Annotated in this window: 12 protein-coding genes; 5 read left to right on the top strand and 7 right to left on the bottom strand. The window is 75.0% G+C overall.

What is annotated here, in order from left to right; all coding sequences use genetic code 11:
* The first annotated feature begins 77 nt into the window (after nt 1-77).
* Complete coding sequence (gene gcvT, locus ABZ780_RS14260; protein ID WP_357486230.1) at nt 78-1,202, top strand: glycine cleavage system aminomethyltransferase GcvT; 1,125 nt, start codon at nt 78-80, stop codon at nt 1,200-1,202.
* 183 nt (nt 1,203-1,385) lie between these two features.
* On the opposite strand, the gene ABZ780_RS14265 is transcribed toward gcvT, so the two are convergent.
* From ABZ780_RS14265 to ABZ780_RS14280, 4 genes are all read right to left on the bottom strand, one after another.
* The gene (locus ABZ780_RS14265) at nt 1,386-2,684 is read right to left on the bottom strand and encodes a DUF2314 domain-containing protein (protein ID WP_357010784.1); all 1,299 of its coding nucleotides are present in this window, start codon (nt 2,682-2,684) and stop codon (nt 1,386-1,388) included.
* A gap of 66 nt (nt 2,685-2,750) precedes the next feature.
* On the bottom strand, nt 2,751-3,524 hold the full coding sequence (locus ABZ780_RS14270) for an adenosylcobinamide-GDP ribazoletransferase (RefSeq protein WP_357486231.1): 774 nt from the start codon (nt 3,522-3,524) through the stop codon (nt 2,751-2,753).
* Nucleotides 3,514-5,466, bottom strand: a complete 1,953-nt coding sequence (locus ABZ780_RS14275; RefSeq protein WP_357486232.1) for a bifunctional adenosylcobinamide kinase/adenosylcobinamide-phosphate guanylyltransferase — start codon at nt 5,464-5,466, stop codon at nt 3,514-3,516. The genes ABZ780_RS14270 and ABZ780_RS14275 overlap by 11 nt, the downstream gene beginning before the upstream one ends.
* Before the next feature lie 62 nt (nt 5,467-5,528).
* Nucleotides 5,529-5,735, bottom strand: a complete 207-nt coding sequence (locus ABZ780_RS14280; protein ID WP_357010791.1) for a hypothetical protein — start codon at nt 5,733-5,735, stop codon at nt 5,529-5,531.
* Between the two features lie 159 nt (nt 5,736-5,894).
* On the opposite strand from ABZ780_RS14280, the gene ABZ780_RS14285 reads away from it, so the two are divergent.
* Together ABZ780_RS14285 and ABZ780_RS14290 are read left to right on the top strand one after the other, a co-directional pair.
* Nucleotides 5,895-6,095 (top strand): hypothetical protein, encoded by a 201-nt coding sequence (locus tag ABZ780_RS14285; protein ID WP_357010793.1) that lies wholly within the window; start codon nt 5,895-5,897, stop codon nt 6,093-6,095.
* Nucleotides 6,095-6,892 carry a site-2 protease family protein gene (locus ABZ780_RS14290; protein WP_357010795.1) on the top strand — a complete coding sequence of 266 codons (798 nt, stop codon included), beginning with the start codon at nt 6,095-6,097 and terminating at the stop codon, nt 6,890-6,892. Before ABZ780_RS14285 ends, ABZ780_RS14290 begins: the two co-directional genes overlap by 1 nt.
* A gap of 48 nt (nt 6,893-6,940) precedes the next feature.
* Here ABZ780_RS14290 and ABZ780_RS14295 read toward each other — a convergent pair whose 3' ends face one another.
* The 3 genes from ABZ780_RS14295 to ABZ780_RS14305 form a co-directional block, all read right to left on the bottom strand.
* The gene (locus ABZ780_RS14295) at nt 6,941-7,939 is read right to left on the bottom strand and encodes an aldo/keto reductase family protein (RefSeq protein ID WP_357486234.1); all 999 of its coding nucleotides are present in this window, start codon (nt 7,937-7,939) and stop codon (nt 6,941-6,943) included.
* Nucleotides 7,940-7,982: 43 nt separating this feature from the next.
* A complete protein-coding gene (locus ABZ780_RS14300; RefSeq protein WP_357486235.1) occupies nt 7,983-12,842 on the bottom strand; it encodes a WG repeat-containing protein in 4,860 nt (1,619 codons plus the stop codon).
* Nucleotides 12,843-13,221: 379 nt separating this feature from the next.
* Complete coding sequence (locus ABZ780_RS14305; RefSeq protein ID WP_357486236.1) at nt 13,222-13,782, bottom strand: XRE family transcriptional regulator; 561 nt, start codon at nt 13,780-13,782, stop codon at nt 13,222-13,224.
* A gap of 69 nt (nt 13,783-13,851) precedes the next feature.
* On the opposite strand from ABZ780_RS14305, the gene ABZ780_RS14310 reads away from it, so the two are divergent.
* Complete coding sequence (locus tag ABZ780_RS14310) at nt 13,852-14,598, top strand: AzlC family ABC transporter permease (RefSeq protein ID WP_357010803.1); 747 nt, start codon at nt 13,852-13,854, stop codon at nt 14,596-14,598.
* Entirely contained in the window at nt 14,592-14,900 is a 309-nt protein-coding gene (locus tag ABZ780_RS14315; RefSeq protein ID WP_357010805.1) for an AzlD domain-containing protein, read from the top strand. The genes ABZ780_RS14310 and ABZ780_RS14315 overlap by 7 nt, the downstream gene beginning before the upstream one ends.
* Nucleotides 14,901-14,906: the final 6 nt, after the last annotated feature.

Here is a 14,906-nt window from a genome sequence, read left to right on the forward strand (position 1 = left end):
GGGCTGTCCCGTCGATGACGCCGACGGGGTCGCCGCCGATGCTAACCAGCGGTGTTGTCCCCGGTAAGTTGCCACCCATGACCGACGTGACCTCCGCCGCCGCCGTGACCCGGCTGCGCCGATCCCCGCTGCACGAGCGGCACACCGCCGCCGGCGCCAAGTTCGCCCCCTTCGGGGGCTGGGAAATGCCACTGGAGTACGCCGGCGGCGGGGTGCTCAAGGAGCACACCGCGGTGCGTACCGCGGTGGGGGTCTTCGACGTGTCGCACCTGGGCAAGGCCCGTGTGACGGGGCCTGGCGCGGCCGACTTCGTCAACGCCTGCCTCAGCAACGACCTCGGCCGGATCGGGCCGGGGCGGGCGCAGTACACGCTCTGCTGCGACGACGCCACCGGCGGCGTGGTGGACGACATCATCGCCTACCTGTACGCCGACGACCACGTCTTCCTCATCCCGAACGCCGCCAACACCGCCGAGGTGGTGCGCCGGCTGCGCGCCGCCGCGCCGGAGCGGGTCACCGTCACCGACGAGCACGAGGCGTACGCGGTGCTGGCCGTGCAGGGCCCCCGCTCGGGCGAGCTGCTGGCCGCACTCGGCCTGCCCACCGAGCACGGCTACATGAGCTTCTCCGCCGCCAGCCTGGCCGGGGTGAAACTGACCGTCTGTCGGACCGGCTACACGGGCGAGTTGGGCTTCGAGCTGGTGGTGCCGGCCGAGCACGCGGTGACCGTGTGGGACGCGCTCTTCGGTGCGGGCTTCGACCTGCGCGCCTGCGGACTGGCCGCGCGGGACACCCTGCGCACCGAGATGGGTTACCCGCTGCACGGGCAGGACCTCTCGCTGGACATCACCCCGGTGCAGGCCCGCTCGGGCTGGGCGGTGGGCTGGGACAAGCCGGCCTTCTGGGGCCGCGACGCGCTGCTCGCCGAGAAGGCCGCCGGTCCCCGACGTACGCTGCGCGGCCTGGTGGCCGTCGACCGCGCCATTCCGCGCCCCGGGATGACCCTGCACGTCGGCGACACGCAGGTCGGCACGGTGACCAGCGGCACCTTCAGCCCGACGAGAAAGCAGGGCATCGCGCTGGCCCTACTGAACACCGACGCCAACCTAACCGACGGCGACGAGGTCGAAATCGACATCCGCGGCCGCAAAGCCCCCCTGAAGCTGACGAAACCCCCCTTCGTAACCCCCTCAGTCAAGTAACACCCCCACCCCACCCCCGCTGACCCCCGTTGATCATGAAGTTATTGGCGCGACTCGCCGACGGCGGAGGCAATAACTTCATGATCACCCGGGCTGGCGGGCTGGCGGGCTGGCGGGCTGGCGGGCTGGCGGGCTGGCGGGCTGGCGGGCTGGCGGGCTGGCGGGTGGGCAGGGGAGTGGGGGTTAGGGGGTTTTGGGGGTTGGGGGTTCGCCGGAGTCGAGGACGGCTTGGGTCCAGCCGCCCTCGATGACGCCTGTGGCGTCCAGGACGGCCCAGTCGACCACGTCGGTCGCCTCCACCACCACGGGAGCGCCGATCCGCACGCTCGGATCGGTGGCCGCGTCGCTGGCGCTCACGCCGACGATCCGCTCCGGGGCCTCCCACGAGGTGACGCCCGCCCAGACGTACTCCGGGCCGTCGTCGCCGGGCAGGCCGTACTTGACCACCAGCTGCGACTCCGGCGGCAGGTGACCGGCGACGAGCCGAGCCCGGGCGTCACCCAGTGCCGCCCGGGCGGTGGCGACCGCCCGGCTCATCGCGTCGCCGGAGCGGGCGTAGCGCACGTCCGGCTGGATGCCGGAGAACAACGTCGCGCAGGCGGCGGCGTAGTAGCGCCCGTCCGAACCCGGATGCCCGGCCGGCGGGCGCAGGCTCAGGAACGAGTCGGCCTCCGGGTCGGTCGCCGGGTCCAGCTCCAGGCGCAGCAGCACCGGCGCGGTCGCGCCGTGCTGCTCCGGATTGCCGTACGCCACGGCGATGTCGTGCCCGGTCACCGTCGCCAGCACCGGGAGCTGCACGAACGCGGGCACCTCCGAGCCGGCGAGGCCGTCGGTCCAGTCCCGCAGCAGCCGGCGAGCCGCACCGGTCATCACCGCACCCCAGGCGCGGGTGAGGTGGTCGGGCACCCCCTGGGTCTGCAACTCCAGCAGGCCGAAACGGCGTAGCCCCTTGGTGGTGAACCACAGCCCCTCGGTGTCCGAGGAGTACGGCACCAGCACCCAGTCGACCAGCCGGATCCGGCCGTGCTCGTCGGGGAGCGAGCGCAGCGCCGTCGCCGGGTCGAGGAACTGCAGGCCGAAGACGTCCACCACGTCGCTGTCGACGGACTCGGCCACCGCCGCCGCCACCGCCCGCGCCGCCCACTCGTGCGCGGGCGGCCAACCGGGCCGGTATTCGGCCTGCACCACGACCAGGTGGGTCGCCGCGGCCAGCCGGGCCAACTGCGCCTCGGTGGCGCCGAACGCGGTGAGCAGATCGGGCGGAAGCTCCGGGAACTCGCTGATCGGCCGGGTGTCCACGCTCATCAGCGGGCTGTCCAGCATCTGCCGGGCGAGACCGTGCACCGGCTCGGCCAGCCGGCCGGTCAGCGCCGCCACCGCGGTCTTGGCGCTGACCTTCGGCAGCCCTGCCATCGGCACCAGGTAGGTCGCGCTGAGCGACTCCGGGACCGGTACGGGCAGGAAGTCGTCCGTGATGAGCATGTGGGTTCCCCCGGTGGCGGCGCCGGTGCTGTCGAGCCGAACGCTACCCGGCCGGCCCAGCCCGGTTCAGCCGGACAGCACCAGACCCAGGTAGACCAGCGTGGTGACCACCTCGACGGTCGCGCCGAGCACGTCGCCGGTGATCCCGCCGAGCCGGCGTACCACGTGGGCCAGCAGCGGCACCGCGACGGCGAGCGCGGCCACGACGGCCAGTGGCCCCTGCCACGGCCGGCCCGGCACCGCGGGCACCGCCAGCAGCACGACGGCGACCGCGCCGACGGCGAGCGCCACCGGCCCGACCGTGCCGGCCACCAGGGCGCCCAGCCCGTCCGGCCGGGCCGCCGGCACGCCCCGGCGGCAGGCCATCGTCACGCCGAGCCGCCCGGCGGCGGTCGCGGCCACCACCGCCGCGAGACACGCCGGCAACGAACGACCGGCCAGCTCGGCGAGTGCCGCGGCCTGCACCAGGAGTACGACCACCAGGGCGACCACGCCGAACGGCCCGACGTCCGGTTTCTTCATGATCTCCAGGGCGGCAGCGCCCCGCCGGTACGAGCCGAGCGCGTCCACGGTGTCGGCCAGCCCGTCCAGGTGCAGGCCCCGGGTCAGCAGGGCGGCGGCGCCCACCGTCACACCGGCGGCCACCAGCGCGGGAGCGAGGGCGCCGACCAGCAGCAGGACGGCGGCCAGCAGGGCACCGAGCAGCGCGCCGACGGCCGGGGCGAGTGCCATCGCGGTGCCCGCCACCGGGCGGTCGATCCTCCCGGCGCGCACCGGCAGCGTGCTGAAGGTGGTGACCGCCAGCCGGGCCCCCGCGACGAGCCGCGACTCAGCCGGCACGCCAGCCCGACGCCGGCTGCTCGTCCGGCGCGGTGCTGGTCGGACCCGGCCCGGCCGGCTCCGGCTCGGCGAAGTCCGGTTCGGTGAAGTCCGGCTCGGCGGCAAGATCGGTGTCGTCCGGCTCGGTGTCGTCGGGGTCGGTCGCCGGCGACTCCGGCTCGTCGAGGGCCGCGTCGCCGGCCAGCGACGGGTGGACGGGCAGCGCGGCGGCCAGCGCCAGCACCGAGCGCAGCAGCGGGAGCGCGACCAGCGCGTTGGCCCCCTCGCCGAGGTCGAGTCGCAGGTCGAGCAGCGGGGTGAGGCCGAGCACGTCGGCGGCGAGCCGCGCCGCCGGGTGCCCACCGTGGTCGGCCAGCAGGCACCAGTGTCGCGCCTGCCCGGCCAGGTCACGGCTGACCATGCCGGCGGCCAGCCCGACCGGCCCGTCCAGCAGCACCGGCACCCGCCGGGCGGTCGCGCCGAGCAGCACGCCGGTGGCGACCGCCACGTCGCCGCCGCCCAGCTCGGACAGGATGTCCTTGGCGCCGCGCGGGGAGCTGCGGGTGCGGTGCAGCGCGTCGCGTACCGCCGCGCAGCGGATCATCCAGGCCGCGTCGTCGATCTCGCCGGAGTCGGTGATCACCCGGCCCAGCACGGCCGGTGGCTCCGCGCCCGCCGTGGCCGCCAGCACCGCCGCCGCTGCCGCCTCGGTGCCGGCGCCGCACGCCCCCAGAACCAACAGTTGTACGCCCGCGTCGGCCGCCTGTTCGGCCAGCCGCCAGCCGTAGCGCAGCGCCGACTCCACCTGCTGGGGGGTGAGCGCCGGCTCGTGCTCCATCGGCGCGGCGGCGGGAGTGTCCACCACCTGCAGGCTGGCGCCGCTCTCGGCGGCCAGCCGGGCCAGCGCGCCCTGGCCGGCACGGGCCTGCGCGGCCCGGCGCGCCGACTCGCCGGCGACGGTGCCGGCGGACGCCCCGCCAGCGTGGTCGCCGTGCAGCAGCAGCACCCGCACCGACCCCCAGGCGAGCGGGGTCGAGGTGCCCTGGGTGGCGGCGGCGAAGCCGACCACCCGGTCCAGCACGCCCAGCCCGGCACCCGGTACGTCCAACGTCGCCAGACGGTCCACCGCCTGCGGGCCGGCGTACTCGTCGGGCATCGGCAGCTCCATGCCCGGCTGGATGACCAGGCCGGTGGCGACCATCGGCAGTGCCATGGTCGGCGCGGCCCACGGGTTGCCGGGCTCCTGGTTCGGGGCGACCGGCGGCGTGTGGGTCAACACGTCGGGCAACTGCACCTCGGGGGTGGGCTCGGCGTCGACCGGGCGCACCGGGGCCGACCCGACCGACGCGGCCACCGTCGCGGCGGCGGTAGGAGCGGTAGCGGTGGTGGCGGTGGTGGCGGCCGTGGGCGCGCTGGCGGCCGGCTTCAGCCAGGCCGGCTGGCCGGCGACCACCAGCACCACCGCGTCGCAGGCGTCGGCGACCGCGCGGTTGGCCGCGCCGAGCGCGTCGGTGAACGCCCGGCCCAGCGGGGTGGTCGGCACCAGCGACAGACCCACCTCGGGGCTCACCAGCACCACCCGTGCCGGGCAGGTGCGGATCGCCTCGGCCAGCTCGGCGATCGTTGCCAGGTCGTCGGCGGGCTGGTGGTCCGGGTCGAGCAGCACCGTCACCCAGCCGCCCAGGTCGTCCACGAGCAGCGTCTCGTTGGGCTCGGCGGACGCGAGCACGTCCGCCAGCCGCCGAGGCTCCCCGGCGGTCTCCTCGGTGGTCCAGCTGCCCGGCCGCCGGGCGCGGTGCGCCGCCAGCCGGGTCGCCCACTCGGTGTCCTCCGGGTCGCCCTCCGGCGCGGTGGCCACGTAACGGACCACCGGCGCGTCGGTGACCAGAGACTCGGCGAACTCGGACTTGCCGGACCGGATCCCGCCGAGCACCAGGATCGTCTTCCACCCGTCAACGGACATGCTCGTACCTTAGAGCCACCCGGAAGGCGTCGACAGCACAGGTGTGCTGTCCCGGCTAGGTCTCAGTGCTCGTCGGGTGCCCGATACATGTAGTCGTTCGGGTTGACGTCCGCAGGCTTCGGATCCTCCTGCCAGAGGCCTTCGCCGGGCCGGGCGAGCAGAGAATCGACCAGATCCTCCCGGTCCATCTCCCGCGCGCCCTCGATGCCACCCCGTACCGCGATGTTCCGCAGCTCATCGGTGTCCCACTCCCGCAACGGCCTGCTCATCCGCTCGCCCCCCGTCGTACGTCGCCGGTCCGTGCCGATGCCGCCGGCATACCCTCAGGTGCGCGCGGTGGAACCTCCGCGCGGTCCGGCCGTCGGCGCGGCCGACTACGCTTGCGAGGTTCGTCCCAGCGGGACTCAGCGGCGAGGGGAGACGCGCAGATGGCGTGGAGCTGGCGGTACGAGGGCACGGACGGCCAGACGGTCGAGGGACCGGCGGAGTCGTTCAGCAGCCAGGCCGACGCCGAATCGTGGATCGGTCAGACCTGGCGTGAGCTCGCGGCGTCCGGCGTCACCTCGGTCGCGCTCGTGGAGGACGACCGGGTGGACTACCGGATGAGTCTGCTGCCCACGGCCGAGTGATGGGCTACGACCGGCCGGGCGGAGAGGGGCTGGTGCTCGGCGTGCCCAGGGCGGCGTTCCGGCCCAGCCCGGTCTTCCTCGGCCTGGTCGCCCTCTTCGCCGCCACCGGCGTGCTGACCTGGAACGGGTACGGCAACGTCCGGTTCAACGTGTTCGTCTTCGTGGTCACCGGCTGGCTGGTTTCGCTCTGCCTGCACGAGTACGCCCACGCGGTGGTCGCCTACCGGGCCGGCGACCGGGACATCGCCCACCGGGGCTATCTGACGCTCAACCCGTTCAAGTACACCCACCCGCTGCTGTCGATCGTGCTGCCGGTGGTGGTGGTGCTGCTCGGCGGCATCGGCCTGCCCGGCGGCGCGGTGTGGGTGGACCGGCACGCCATCCCGGGTCGGCTGCGGCACACCCTGGTCAGCCTCGCCGGCCCGGCGACGAACGTGCTGTTCACGCTGGTGCTGGTGGCTGCGGTGCGTTTCGGCACCCAGTCGGGCGGCCCGGTGGAGTTCTGGGCCGGGGTGGCGCTGCTGGGCTTCCTGCAACTCACCGCCAGCGTGCTGAACCTGCTGCCGGTGCCCGGCCTGGACGGCGGCAACATGATCCAGCCGTGGCTCAACCCGCAGTGGCGCAAGATGTACGACCTGTTCGCCCCGTACGGCTTCATTCTGCTCTTCGCGCTGCTGTGGAACCCGCGCATCGGAGGCTGGTTCTTCGATGCCGTCTTCGCCGTCGGTGACCTGCTCGGTCTGCCGTCGTGGCTCTACGCCACCGGCCTCGACCTGATCCGCTTCTGGCAGAGCTGACCGGCCCGGCCGGCGTGTGGGGCACGCGCCGACCGGACCGGGCCGACCTCAGGGCCGCTGGGCGGGGGACTCGGTCTTGGCCGGGTCCCGCTCGGTGATCGGCTCGATGATCTCGTCGATCGCCTTGAGCAGCTCGGCGTCGAGCTTCACGCCGGCCGCCTTCACGTTGTCCTGCACCTGCTCGGGGCGGGACGCGCCGATGATCGCCGAGGAGACGTTCGGGTTCTGCAGCACCCAGGCCACGGCGAGCTGGGCCATGCTCAGCCCGGCCTGCTCGGCGAGGGGCTTGAGCTGCTGCACCCGGGTCAGCACGTCGTCGCGCATGAACCGGGAGATGAAGCTCGCGCCGGACTTCTCGTCGGTGGCCCGGGAACCGGCCGGCGGCGGCTGCCCCGGCAGGTACTTGCCGGAGAGCACGCCCTGCCCCAGCGGCGACCAGACGATCTGCCCGATGCCCAGCTCCTCGCTGGCCGGTACGACCTCGGCCTCGATGACCCGCCACAGCATCGAGTACTGCGGCTGGTTGGAGACCAGCGGGATGTGCAGCTCCCGGGCGAGCGGGTGGGCGGCGCGCAGCTGCGCGGCCGTCCACTCGGAGACGCCGATGTAGTGCGCCTTGCCGGAGTGCACGACGTCGGCGAACGCCTCCATCGTCTCTTCCAGCGGCGTGCTGTGGTCGTACCGGTGGGCCTGGTAGAGGTCCACGTAGTCGGTGCGCAGCCGGCGCAGCGAGCCGTTGATCGACTCCATGATGTGCTTGCGGGACAGGCCGCGGTCGTTGCGGCCCGGCCCGGTCGGCCAGTAGACCTTGGTGAAGATCTCCAGGCCCTCGCGACGCTCGCTCTGCAGCGCCCGGCCGAGCACGTCCTCGGCCCGGGTGCCGGCGTACACGTCGGCGGTGTCGAAGGTGGTGATCCCCGCGTCGAGGGCGGCCCGGACGCACGCGAACGCGGCGTCCTCCTCGACCTGTGAACCATGGGTGATCCAGTTGCCGTACGAGATCTCGCTGACCATCAGGCCGGAGCGGCCCAGGTGTCGGAATTCCATACGCCGACCCTAGACCTGGCGGATCATCGCCGCTGACCGGCGGTCAGAGCACCGGGTTGGCGTCGGTGAGCAGCCGGTCGATCTCCGCCAGCACCTCGGCGCGATCGCGGTGCACCGGATCGATCAGCGGCTCACCCCGCCGGTCCAGCGCGCCCCACCGGCCGCTGCCGCTGCCGACCAGGAACGCCACCGGGTGGATGACCAGCATCGGGTACGCCGGCGGCACGAGCACCGCACCGGCCCGATCCACCACACCGCGTCGACCGGCCACGTCGACCACCGCGAGGCCCTCGTCGGTGAAGCCGTCGACCGGTCCACCGTCGCTCAGCTCGGTGACGAAGCCGTGGTAGCGGGTGGGCACCACGATCCGCCCGGTCCGGTCGACCGCCCCCCACCCCTCGCGGCGTACCGCGGCCAACCCCCGGCGGAACGGCCGTACCTCGGCGAAGTTCGGTGGGACCTGCACCGCGCCGGTGGGGTCGATCGCCGTCCACCCGCCGTCGGTGACCACCCAGGCCAGGCCGTCGCTGAACGGGCGCGCCGCGCGGTACGACGGCGGGATCACCGTCGTGCCGAGCAGGTTGATCAGGGACCACCGGTCGGTGTCCGGCCGCCGGACCCAGGCCAGGCCGTCGTGGAACGGCTGCGCCTCGGCGTACCGGGCGGGGATGACCACGTCACCGTCCTGGTCGGCGTACCCCCACAGCGGTCCGTCCCGGTCCGGCTGCGGGGGCCGGTCACGGTCGAGCACCTCGTCCCGACTCCGGGGGTACGGGCCGAAGCCGTCGGCGGACGCCCGTTCGGTGACCGCGTCGAGCGCCACCCGGATCCGGTCCAGCAGTTCGGCGTCGCCAGCGCCACGCAGGTCGAGGGCCCGCTCGAAGTGCTGGCAGGCCTCCATCAGCCGGCCCTGGTCGTAGCAGGTCCGCCCGGCGTGCTCGTGCAGGGCGGCCCGCAGCCGGTCGGGCAGCTCGACCGAGTTGGCCTCGGCGAAGAGCTGGTCGGCCTCGGCGAAGTCGCCACGCCAGCGCAGCACGTGGGCCAGCCGCGCCTGGGCCAGCGCGGTCCGCCGCAACTCGCCGGTCGCCTCGGCGTAGGTGAGGGCGAGCCGACCGTCGGCCAGCGCGTCGTCCAGGTCGCCGAGGATCCGGGAGGCCACCGCCCGCAGGCTGAGCAGCCGGGCTCGGGCGCGGTTGTCCAGGGCCGAACCCAGCTTCTCGGTCAGCCGCCGCCGGAGAGCCCGCATGTTGTCCGGCTCCGTCAGCTCCTCCCGCAGGCTCACCGGGTCCAGTCGCCAGCGGTACGCCGCCAGCACCTGCTCCGGGTCGCCCGGGTCGGCCAGGGACGGGCGGGTCGTCTCCGGCGCGGCGGGTGGCGCCGACACCGGCAGGTCCGCGTCCAACGACCCGGTCCGTGGCCCGGGAACAAGACCAGCGGGTACGCCGGACACGGGCGGCGCGGACACGGGCACGGCTTCGGTGAGGGCTGGTGGCGCGGAGATGGGTGGTGCGGAGATGGGTGGTGCGGAGACGGGCGCGGCGGCCGGTGGTGCGGACACGGGCACGGCTTCGGTGAGGGCCGGTGGCGCGGAGACGGGTGGTGCCGAGACGGGCGGTGCCGAGACGGGCCGCTCGGCGTCGTGCTCAGCTGGTCCGGAGGCGGGTGGTGCGGAGACGGGTGCGGTGAAGGCCGGTGGCGCGGTGACGGGCGCTCCTGAGACGGGCCGCTCGGTGTCGTGGTCAGGCGGCGCGGAGGTCGCGCCTACCGACGGGTGGTGTTCGCGCGGCTCCGAGTCCACCGTGGCTGGTGCGAGGGCTTGCCGGTGCGCCTCGACCGGTGCCGACGTCGGCCGGTCCGGTGGCTCGGGGTCGGCGTGATCGTCCATCGCCGACTCGCTGAGGTCCTGGAAGGTCGGTGCGCTCAGGGTGTCCGCGCCCGTGTGGTCGGTGTCGAGGGCGAATTCGGTGTGGCCCCGCGCGTCGGTGTCCTCCCGGACCGGGCGATATGCCTCGCTCGATGTCGACTCGACAGTCGACGGCGCCTCGTCGAAGAGGTCGTCCGCCCAGGTGCGCGGGACACCGGAGACGGGGCGTGCCGGTGGCCCCGAGGTCGGTTGGAGAGCGTCGGTCAGCGTCGAGCCGACTGAGGGCTCGCGGTAGGTGGCGTCGTCGTCGGTCCAGGCATCGCGGTCGTCGACGTCCACCTCGGCTGGTGGCGCGGATACCGGCCGGGCCGGTGGTGCGGATACCGGTGCCGTGACCGTGACGTCGGGCCGCTGGTCGGTCGCGGGGTCAGCGGCAGTGGGTTCGGCGTCCGCCGTGGACGGGTCGTGCTCGTCCACGGCCCGGGACAGGGAGGTGGCCGAACTGCCGTAGGCCGCCCGATCCTCGGTCGCTTCGGTCGCTTCGGTCGTCTCGGTCGGCCGGCGTTCGGTCGTCGTCTCGTCCTGGTGGGACTCGACCGGCTGGTGGGACTCGACCGGCGTGGCCGGGCTGAACCAGGCGTCCTGCTGCTGAGCCGGAGCCTCGACCGGCGCGGGAGCGGACGCCACGGGCGGTTCCGAGGGCGGCGGCGGTACGTAACGACGTGGCACGCCGGGGGCGATGGGAAGCGCCGGCTCGACATCCGCCGTGGGCGCTGGTGACGTGGGTGCCGAGGCCGGACGGGTGGCCGGCGGATCCGGGCGCTGCCAGGTGGGCGGCGGCGCGACCGGTGGGCGGCCGTCCGCCCCGGACGGCCGGTCCTGCGGTGCGGGCCGGTCCTGCTGTGCGTGGCGGTCCTGCGGTGCGGGCCGCTGGACGGGTGGGCGGTCCTGCGGCACCGACCGGTCCGGTGGGGCCGGGCGGCGATCAGCCGGCGGGGTGGGGCCGAGCGGCTCTGAACCGTACCGTCGGTCCCCAGTGGGTTCGGCGTCCCGCCGCCGCTCGGCCGGGCCATCACCCGTGCTCGGGCCGGCGTAGCGCGGTGGCGCGGTGGACGGGGTAGTGGCGGTCGGTGCCGGCCCGGCAGGCGCCCGCCGCTCGGGCGGCGGTGGCGGCTCGCGCCGATCGGCCGGCGGAGACAGGTCCTGCCGGTGGGGCGGCAGGGGCGGCTCCGGCTGCTCGTCGGGTTGCGGGGGGTCCACCGGGGCGGGCAGGAACTCCAGCCGGAGCCGGGCGGCGGGCGGGCCGGAGACGGGTACGTCCGCCGCTGGGGAGATCGGCATGGCCGACACCGGTCGGTCCCGGTCGTGACCGGGGGGAGTGGACGGTCGGTGCTCGTGTTCGGCCGGGGCCGGCGAGATCGGGGCCGGCGAGATCGGGGCTGCGGACACCGGGCGGTCCCGGCTGGGCGCGGCCGGCGATACGGGTGCCGGCGATACCGGTCGTTGGGGGGAATCCGGGCGAACCGGAGCGGCGCGGCCGGTGCCCGGCCCGGCCGGTGAGACGGGTGTGGGCGGGACCGGCGCGGCTCGGCCGGGGGCGGTCGGTGCCGTTGCGGCGGGACGCGCCCGCCGGTCGTCATACCGGGAGGGCTCGGTCGGTGCCTGTTCGGGCCGAGTGGCCGGCCGCGACGGGACGCCCGGCTCGGCACTGCGGTGCGGCTCGGTTCGGTGGCCGGGTTCCCGGGTGCGGTCCGGGCGCACCGGCCCGGGTGGCGGCCACGGAAGGGTGCCGTCCGGCCGGGGGTCGGGCTGCACCCGTGGCTCGCGGTAGGTGTCCTCGCGGTACGCCGCCGGCCGGGTCTCCTCGCGCGGGCGTCTCTCCGGGTACGCCTCAGCGCGGGCCGCTGCCTCGCGGGGTTGCTGCCGGTGCTGCTCGGCGTCCGGGCGGCGGCGCTCGTCCCGGCGTGGCTGCTCCGCTGGCTCCGGTTCGGGGCGGCGTCGCCATCCGCCGTCGGAGGCCGGTGGCGTGCCGTACCCCTCGTCCGGCCGGTACCGCCGCTCGGTGGACGCACCGGCGCCCCCGTCCGCGCGGGATCGGCCGGCCGGCCCGGCGTCGTCGACGCCCCGCTCCGAACGGCGGCCGTCGTCGGGCAGTCGGTCGGCCCGGCGGCCGTCGTCGGGCAGTCGGTCGGTCCGGCGGCTGTCGTCGGGCAGCCTGTCAGGGCGGCCGTCGTCGCGGTACCGCGATCCGCCGTCCACGGGCGCCCACTGGCCCGCCCCATCGGCGGCCCAACTGTTGGCGGGGCGGCCGTCGTGCCCCCGGGTCGGCGGGGTGCCGTACCCGTCGGAGGAACGTCGGTCGTGGCCGGCGGGTGTGCCCCGTCGGCGCGGCGTCTCGTCAGGCTCAGGCACCCAGCCGGCGTCGACCCGGGGTGCGGGGGAGACCGGCGGTGCGGTCGGATACCCCCGGTCGGTCGGCGGGGGCCGGCGGCTGTCGTACCGCTCGGAGGCGGGCTGCTCGCGGTGCCAGGCGGCTTCCCGGCCCGGCCCGCGCTCGTCGCTGGGGCGCCGCTCGGACCAGGCGGTCCGTCGGTCCGACTCGGGGGAGCGGCGCTCCTCGCGCCGGGGCGGCTCGGGGAGCGGACGCCGGTACGGCTCGTGGTCGTAGTGGGGGGTGTCGGGCCGGCCGCGCGGGGGTGTCTCCACCGGGCGGTCGTCGCCCCGGGACCAGCCGTAGGCCGGTGTCCCGCCCGGCTCCTCGTCCGGCCAGGAACGGTCGTGGGCCTGCTCGGCAGGGGGTTCGTCGGACCAGGAACGGCCGAGGTAGGTGCCGTCCGGGCGGGTCGGCGCGAGCGGTGGCACCTCGGTGCGACCGACCACGGTCGCCCGCCCGCGCGGTGGCGGGGGCGGCTGGTGGGATGCGCCGATGTCACCGGGGTAGCGCTGGCCAGGGAACTGGGGATGCCACTCGGTGGTCGGTTCGACCACCCAGGACGGTTCGTTCGGGTCCCGCCACCGGTCGGTGTAACGACCGTTCATCCGTCGAGCCCGTCGCCACACCCGGCCGCTCGGCCGATCCCCGTCGGCGGTGACGTGTCCGGGGCCGGGCCCCCGCCGGGCGTCCGGTCGCCGCCTGCCACGCTCCAGTGGCCGGCTCGCGTCCGCTCGCTCACGGCGTTGTCACCTCGTTGCAAGTTGTCGCGCTGGGGCCTCGCGTGCCGGTCAGGTCGCCCGTTCCGGCAGGGCGTGGCTGCGGATGGAGGGTAACGGCGTGGGCTCGGTCACCGCCACTATGGCACCGCCCACGAGCGCAAACGTTATCCGATGGTTCCGGACATTTGGGTCGATAACCGTATCTGGTCTCCGACGATACCCCACCCGCTGGCGGGTCGGTCCGGGCGGGACCGCCCGTGCCCGGTCAGGGATGTTCCATGACGAGTACGGCGAAGGTGCCGGGGAGTAGCGCCTCGTAGCGGTGCGGGATGTCGCCGGGGAACGTCGCGTAGTCGCCGGGGTTCAGGTCGACGGGGCTCCCCTCGGGGCCGACACGCAGCCGGCCGGCGGCCACCACCACGTGCTCGACGCTGCGGGGGGTGTGCCCGTCCGCCTCCCGGATGGCGCCGGGCTCCAACTCGATCAGGTAGACGTCCCGCCGCAGGTGGGCCGCCCCGGCGCTGAGCAGCGTGCCGGTGAAGTCGGCCTGCTCGGAGCGGACCCGTGGCCCCTCCCCGGCGCGGATCACCCGGATGTCGTCGTCCACCGGTTCCACGAGCCGGCCGAACGGTACGCCGAGCGCCACGCCGAGCGCCCAGAGTGTCTCCACGCTCGGGTTGCCGGTGCCCGACTCCAGTTGGGAGAGGGTGGACTTGGCCACACCGGCCCGGCGGGCGAGTTCGGTCAGCGAGATGCCGACGCGCTCCCTTTCGCGGCGTAGGGCGGTGGCGATGGTGGCCAGCGGGGCGGCCGGTTCCGGCGGCATGTGTTCGCTCCATTGGATCAATGTTCGGTTTGACGAACGGGGGCGAGCTGCTGTTCACTATGATGAACCATGCGTACGGTACAACGAACAGCCGGCGCCCGGGTTCTCCGCGATGTGCTTGCCCTGGGCGCGGCGATGGTCGCCGTGGGCGCCTCCTTCGGGGCGGTCGCGGTGGCCGCCGGGATCCCGGTGTGGGCGATCCTGACGATGTCCGCGGTCCTCTACGCCGGCGGCGCGCAGTTCATGGCGGTCGGCCTCGTGGCCGCCGGCAGTCCACTGGCCGCCGTGCTGGCCGGGCTCCTGCTCAACGCCCGGCACCTGCCGTTCGGGCTCGCCCTCGGTGACAGCCTCGGCCCCCGGCTGCGGCACCGGCTGCTCGGCAGTCACCTGCTGACCGACGAGGCGACCGCCTTCACGCTGGCCCAACCCGAGGGCGCCGCCCGCCGACGGGCGTTCTGGCTGGCCGGCACGCTGCTCTTCCTCGCCTGGAACGCGGGCACCCTGGTCGGCGTACTCGCCGGTGGCGCGGTTGGCGACCCGGCCGCGCTGGGCCTGGACGCCGCCTTCCCGGCCGGGCTGATCGCGTTGCTGTTGCCGTCCATGCGCGACCGGGACACCCGCCACGCGGCGCTGGGCGGGGCCGCCCTCGCGGTCATCGCCACCCCGCTGCTGCCGGCCGGGTTGCCGGTGTTGCTCGCGCTCGCCGGCCCGGCCGCCATCGCCCTGCGTCGTCGCTCCACACCGCCCGGCGGCGCCGGTCCCGACCTGCCCGCACCCGCTGGCGCGGGGCGCACCGGGGAGGGGGCGGCGTGCTGATCGTCGTGATCCTGACGTTGGCCGCCGGCACCTACGGCTTCCGGGTGGCCGGTGTGCTCCTGCGGGACCGGCTCGACCTGCCCGAGTGGGCCCGGCTGCTGCTGCCGGTGGGTGCCGCCGCGCTGCTCGCCGCGCTGGCGGCGACGGCGGCGTTCACCGAGGCCGGCCGGTTCGCCGGCTGGGCCAGGCCGGCCGGAGTGCTCGTCGGCCTGCTGCTCGCCTGGCGGCGGGCGCCGTTCCTGCTGGTGGTGGCCGGTGCGGCTGGTACGGCCGCCGTGCTGCGCCTGCTCGGTGTGCCGTGAGCCGGG

The organism is Micromonospora sp. NPDC047467, assembly GCF_040643095.1.
GTDB lineage: Bacteria > Actinomycetota > Actinomycetes > Mycobacteriales > Micromonosporaceae > Micromonospora.

Coding starts and splice junctions, on each gene's coding strand:
- ABZ780_RS14310 (WP_357010803.1), top strand. CDS start 13,852: ATGCGTACGGTACAACGAACAGCCGGCGCCCGGGTTCTCCGCGATGTG.
- ABZ780_RS14280 (WP_357010791.1), bottom strand. CDS start 5,735: ATGAGCAGGCCGTTGCGGGAGTGGGACACCGATGAGCTGCGGAACATC.
- ABZ780_RS14295 (WP_357486234.1), bottom strand. CDS start 7,939: ATGGAATTCCGACACCTGGGCCGCTCCGGCCTGATGGTCAGCGAGATC.
- ABZ780_RS14285 (WP_357010793.1), top strand. CDS start 5,895: ATGGCGTGGAGCTGGCGGTACGAGGGCACGGACGGCCAGACGGTCGAG.
- ABZ780_RS14305 (WP_357486236.1), bottom strand. CDS start 13,782: ATGCCGCCGGAACCGGCCGCCCCGCTGGCCACCATCGCCACCGCCCTA.
- ABZ780_RS14265 (WP_357010784.1), bottom strand. CDS start 2,684: ATGCTCATCACGGACGACTTCCTGCCCGTACCGGTCCCGGAGTCGCTC.
- gcvT (WP_357486230.1), top strand. CDS start 78: ATGACCGACGTGACCTCCGCCGCCGCCGTGACCCGGCTGCGCCGATCC.
- ABZ780_RS14290 (WP_357010795.1), top strand. CDS start 6,095: ATGGGCTACGACCGGCCGGGCGGAGAGGGGCTGGTGCTCGGCGTGCCC.
- ABZ780_RS14300 (WP_357486235.1), bottom strand. CDS start 12,842: ATGAACGGTCGTTACACCGACCGGTGGCGGGACCCGAACGAACCGTCC.
- ABZ780_RS14275 (WP_357486232.1), bottom strand. CDS start 5,466: ATGTCCGTTGACGGGTGGAAGACGATCCTGGTGCTCGGCGGGATCCGG.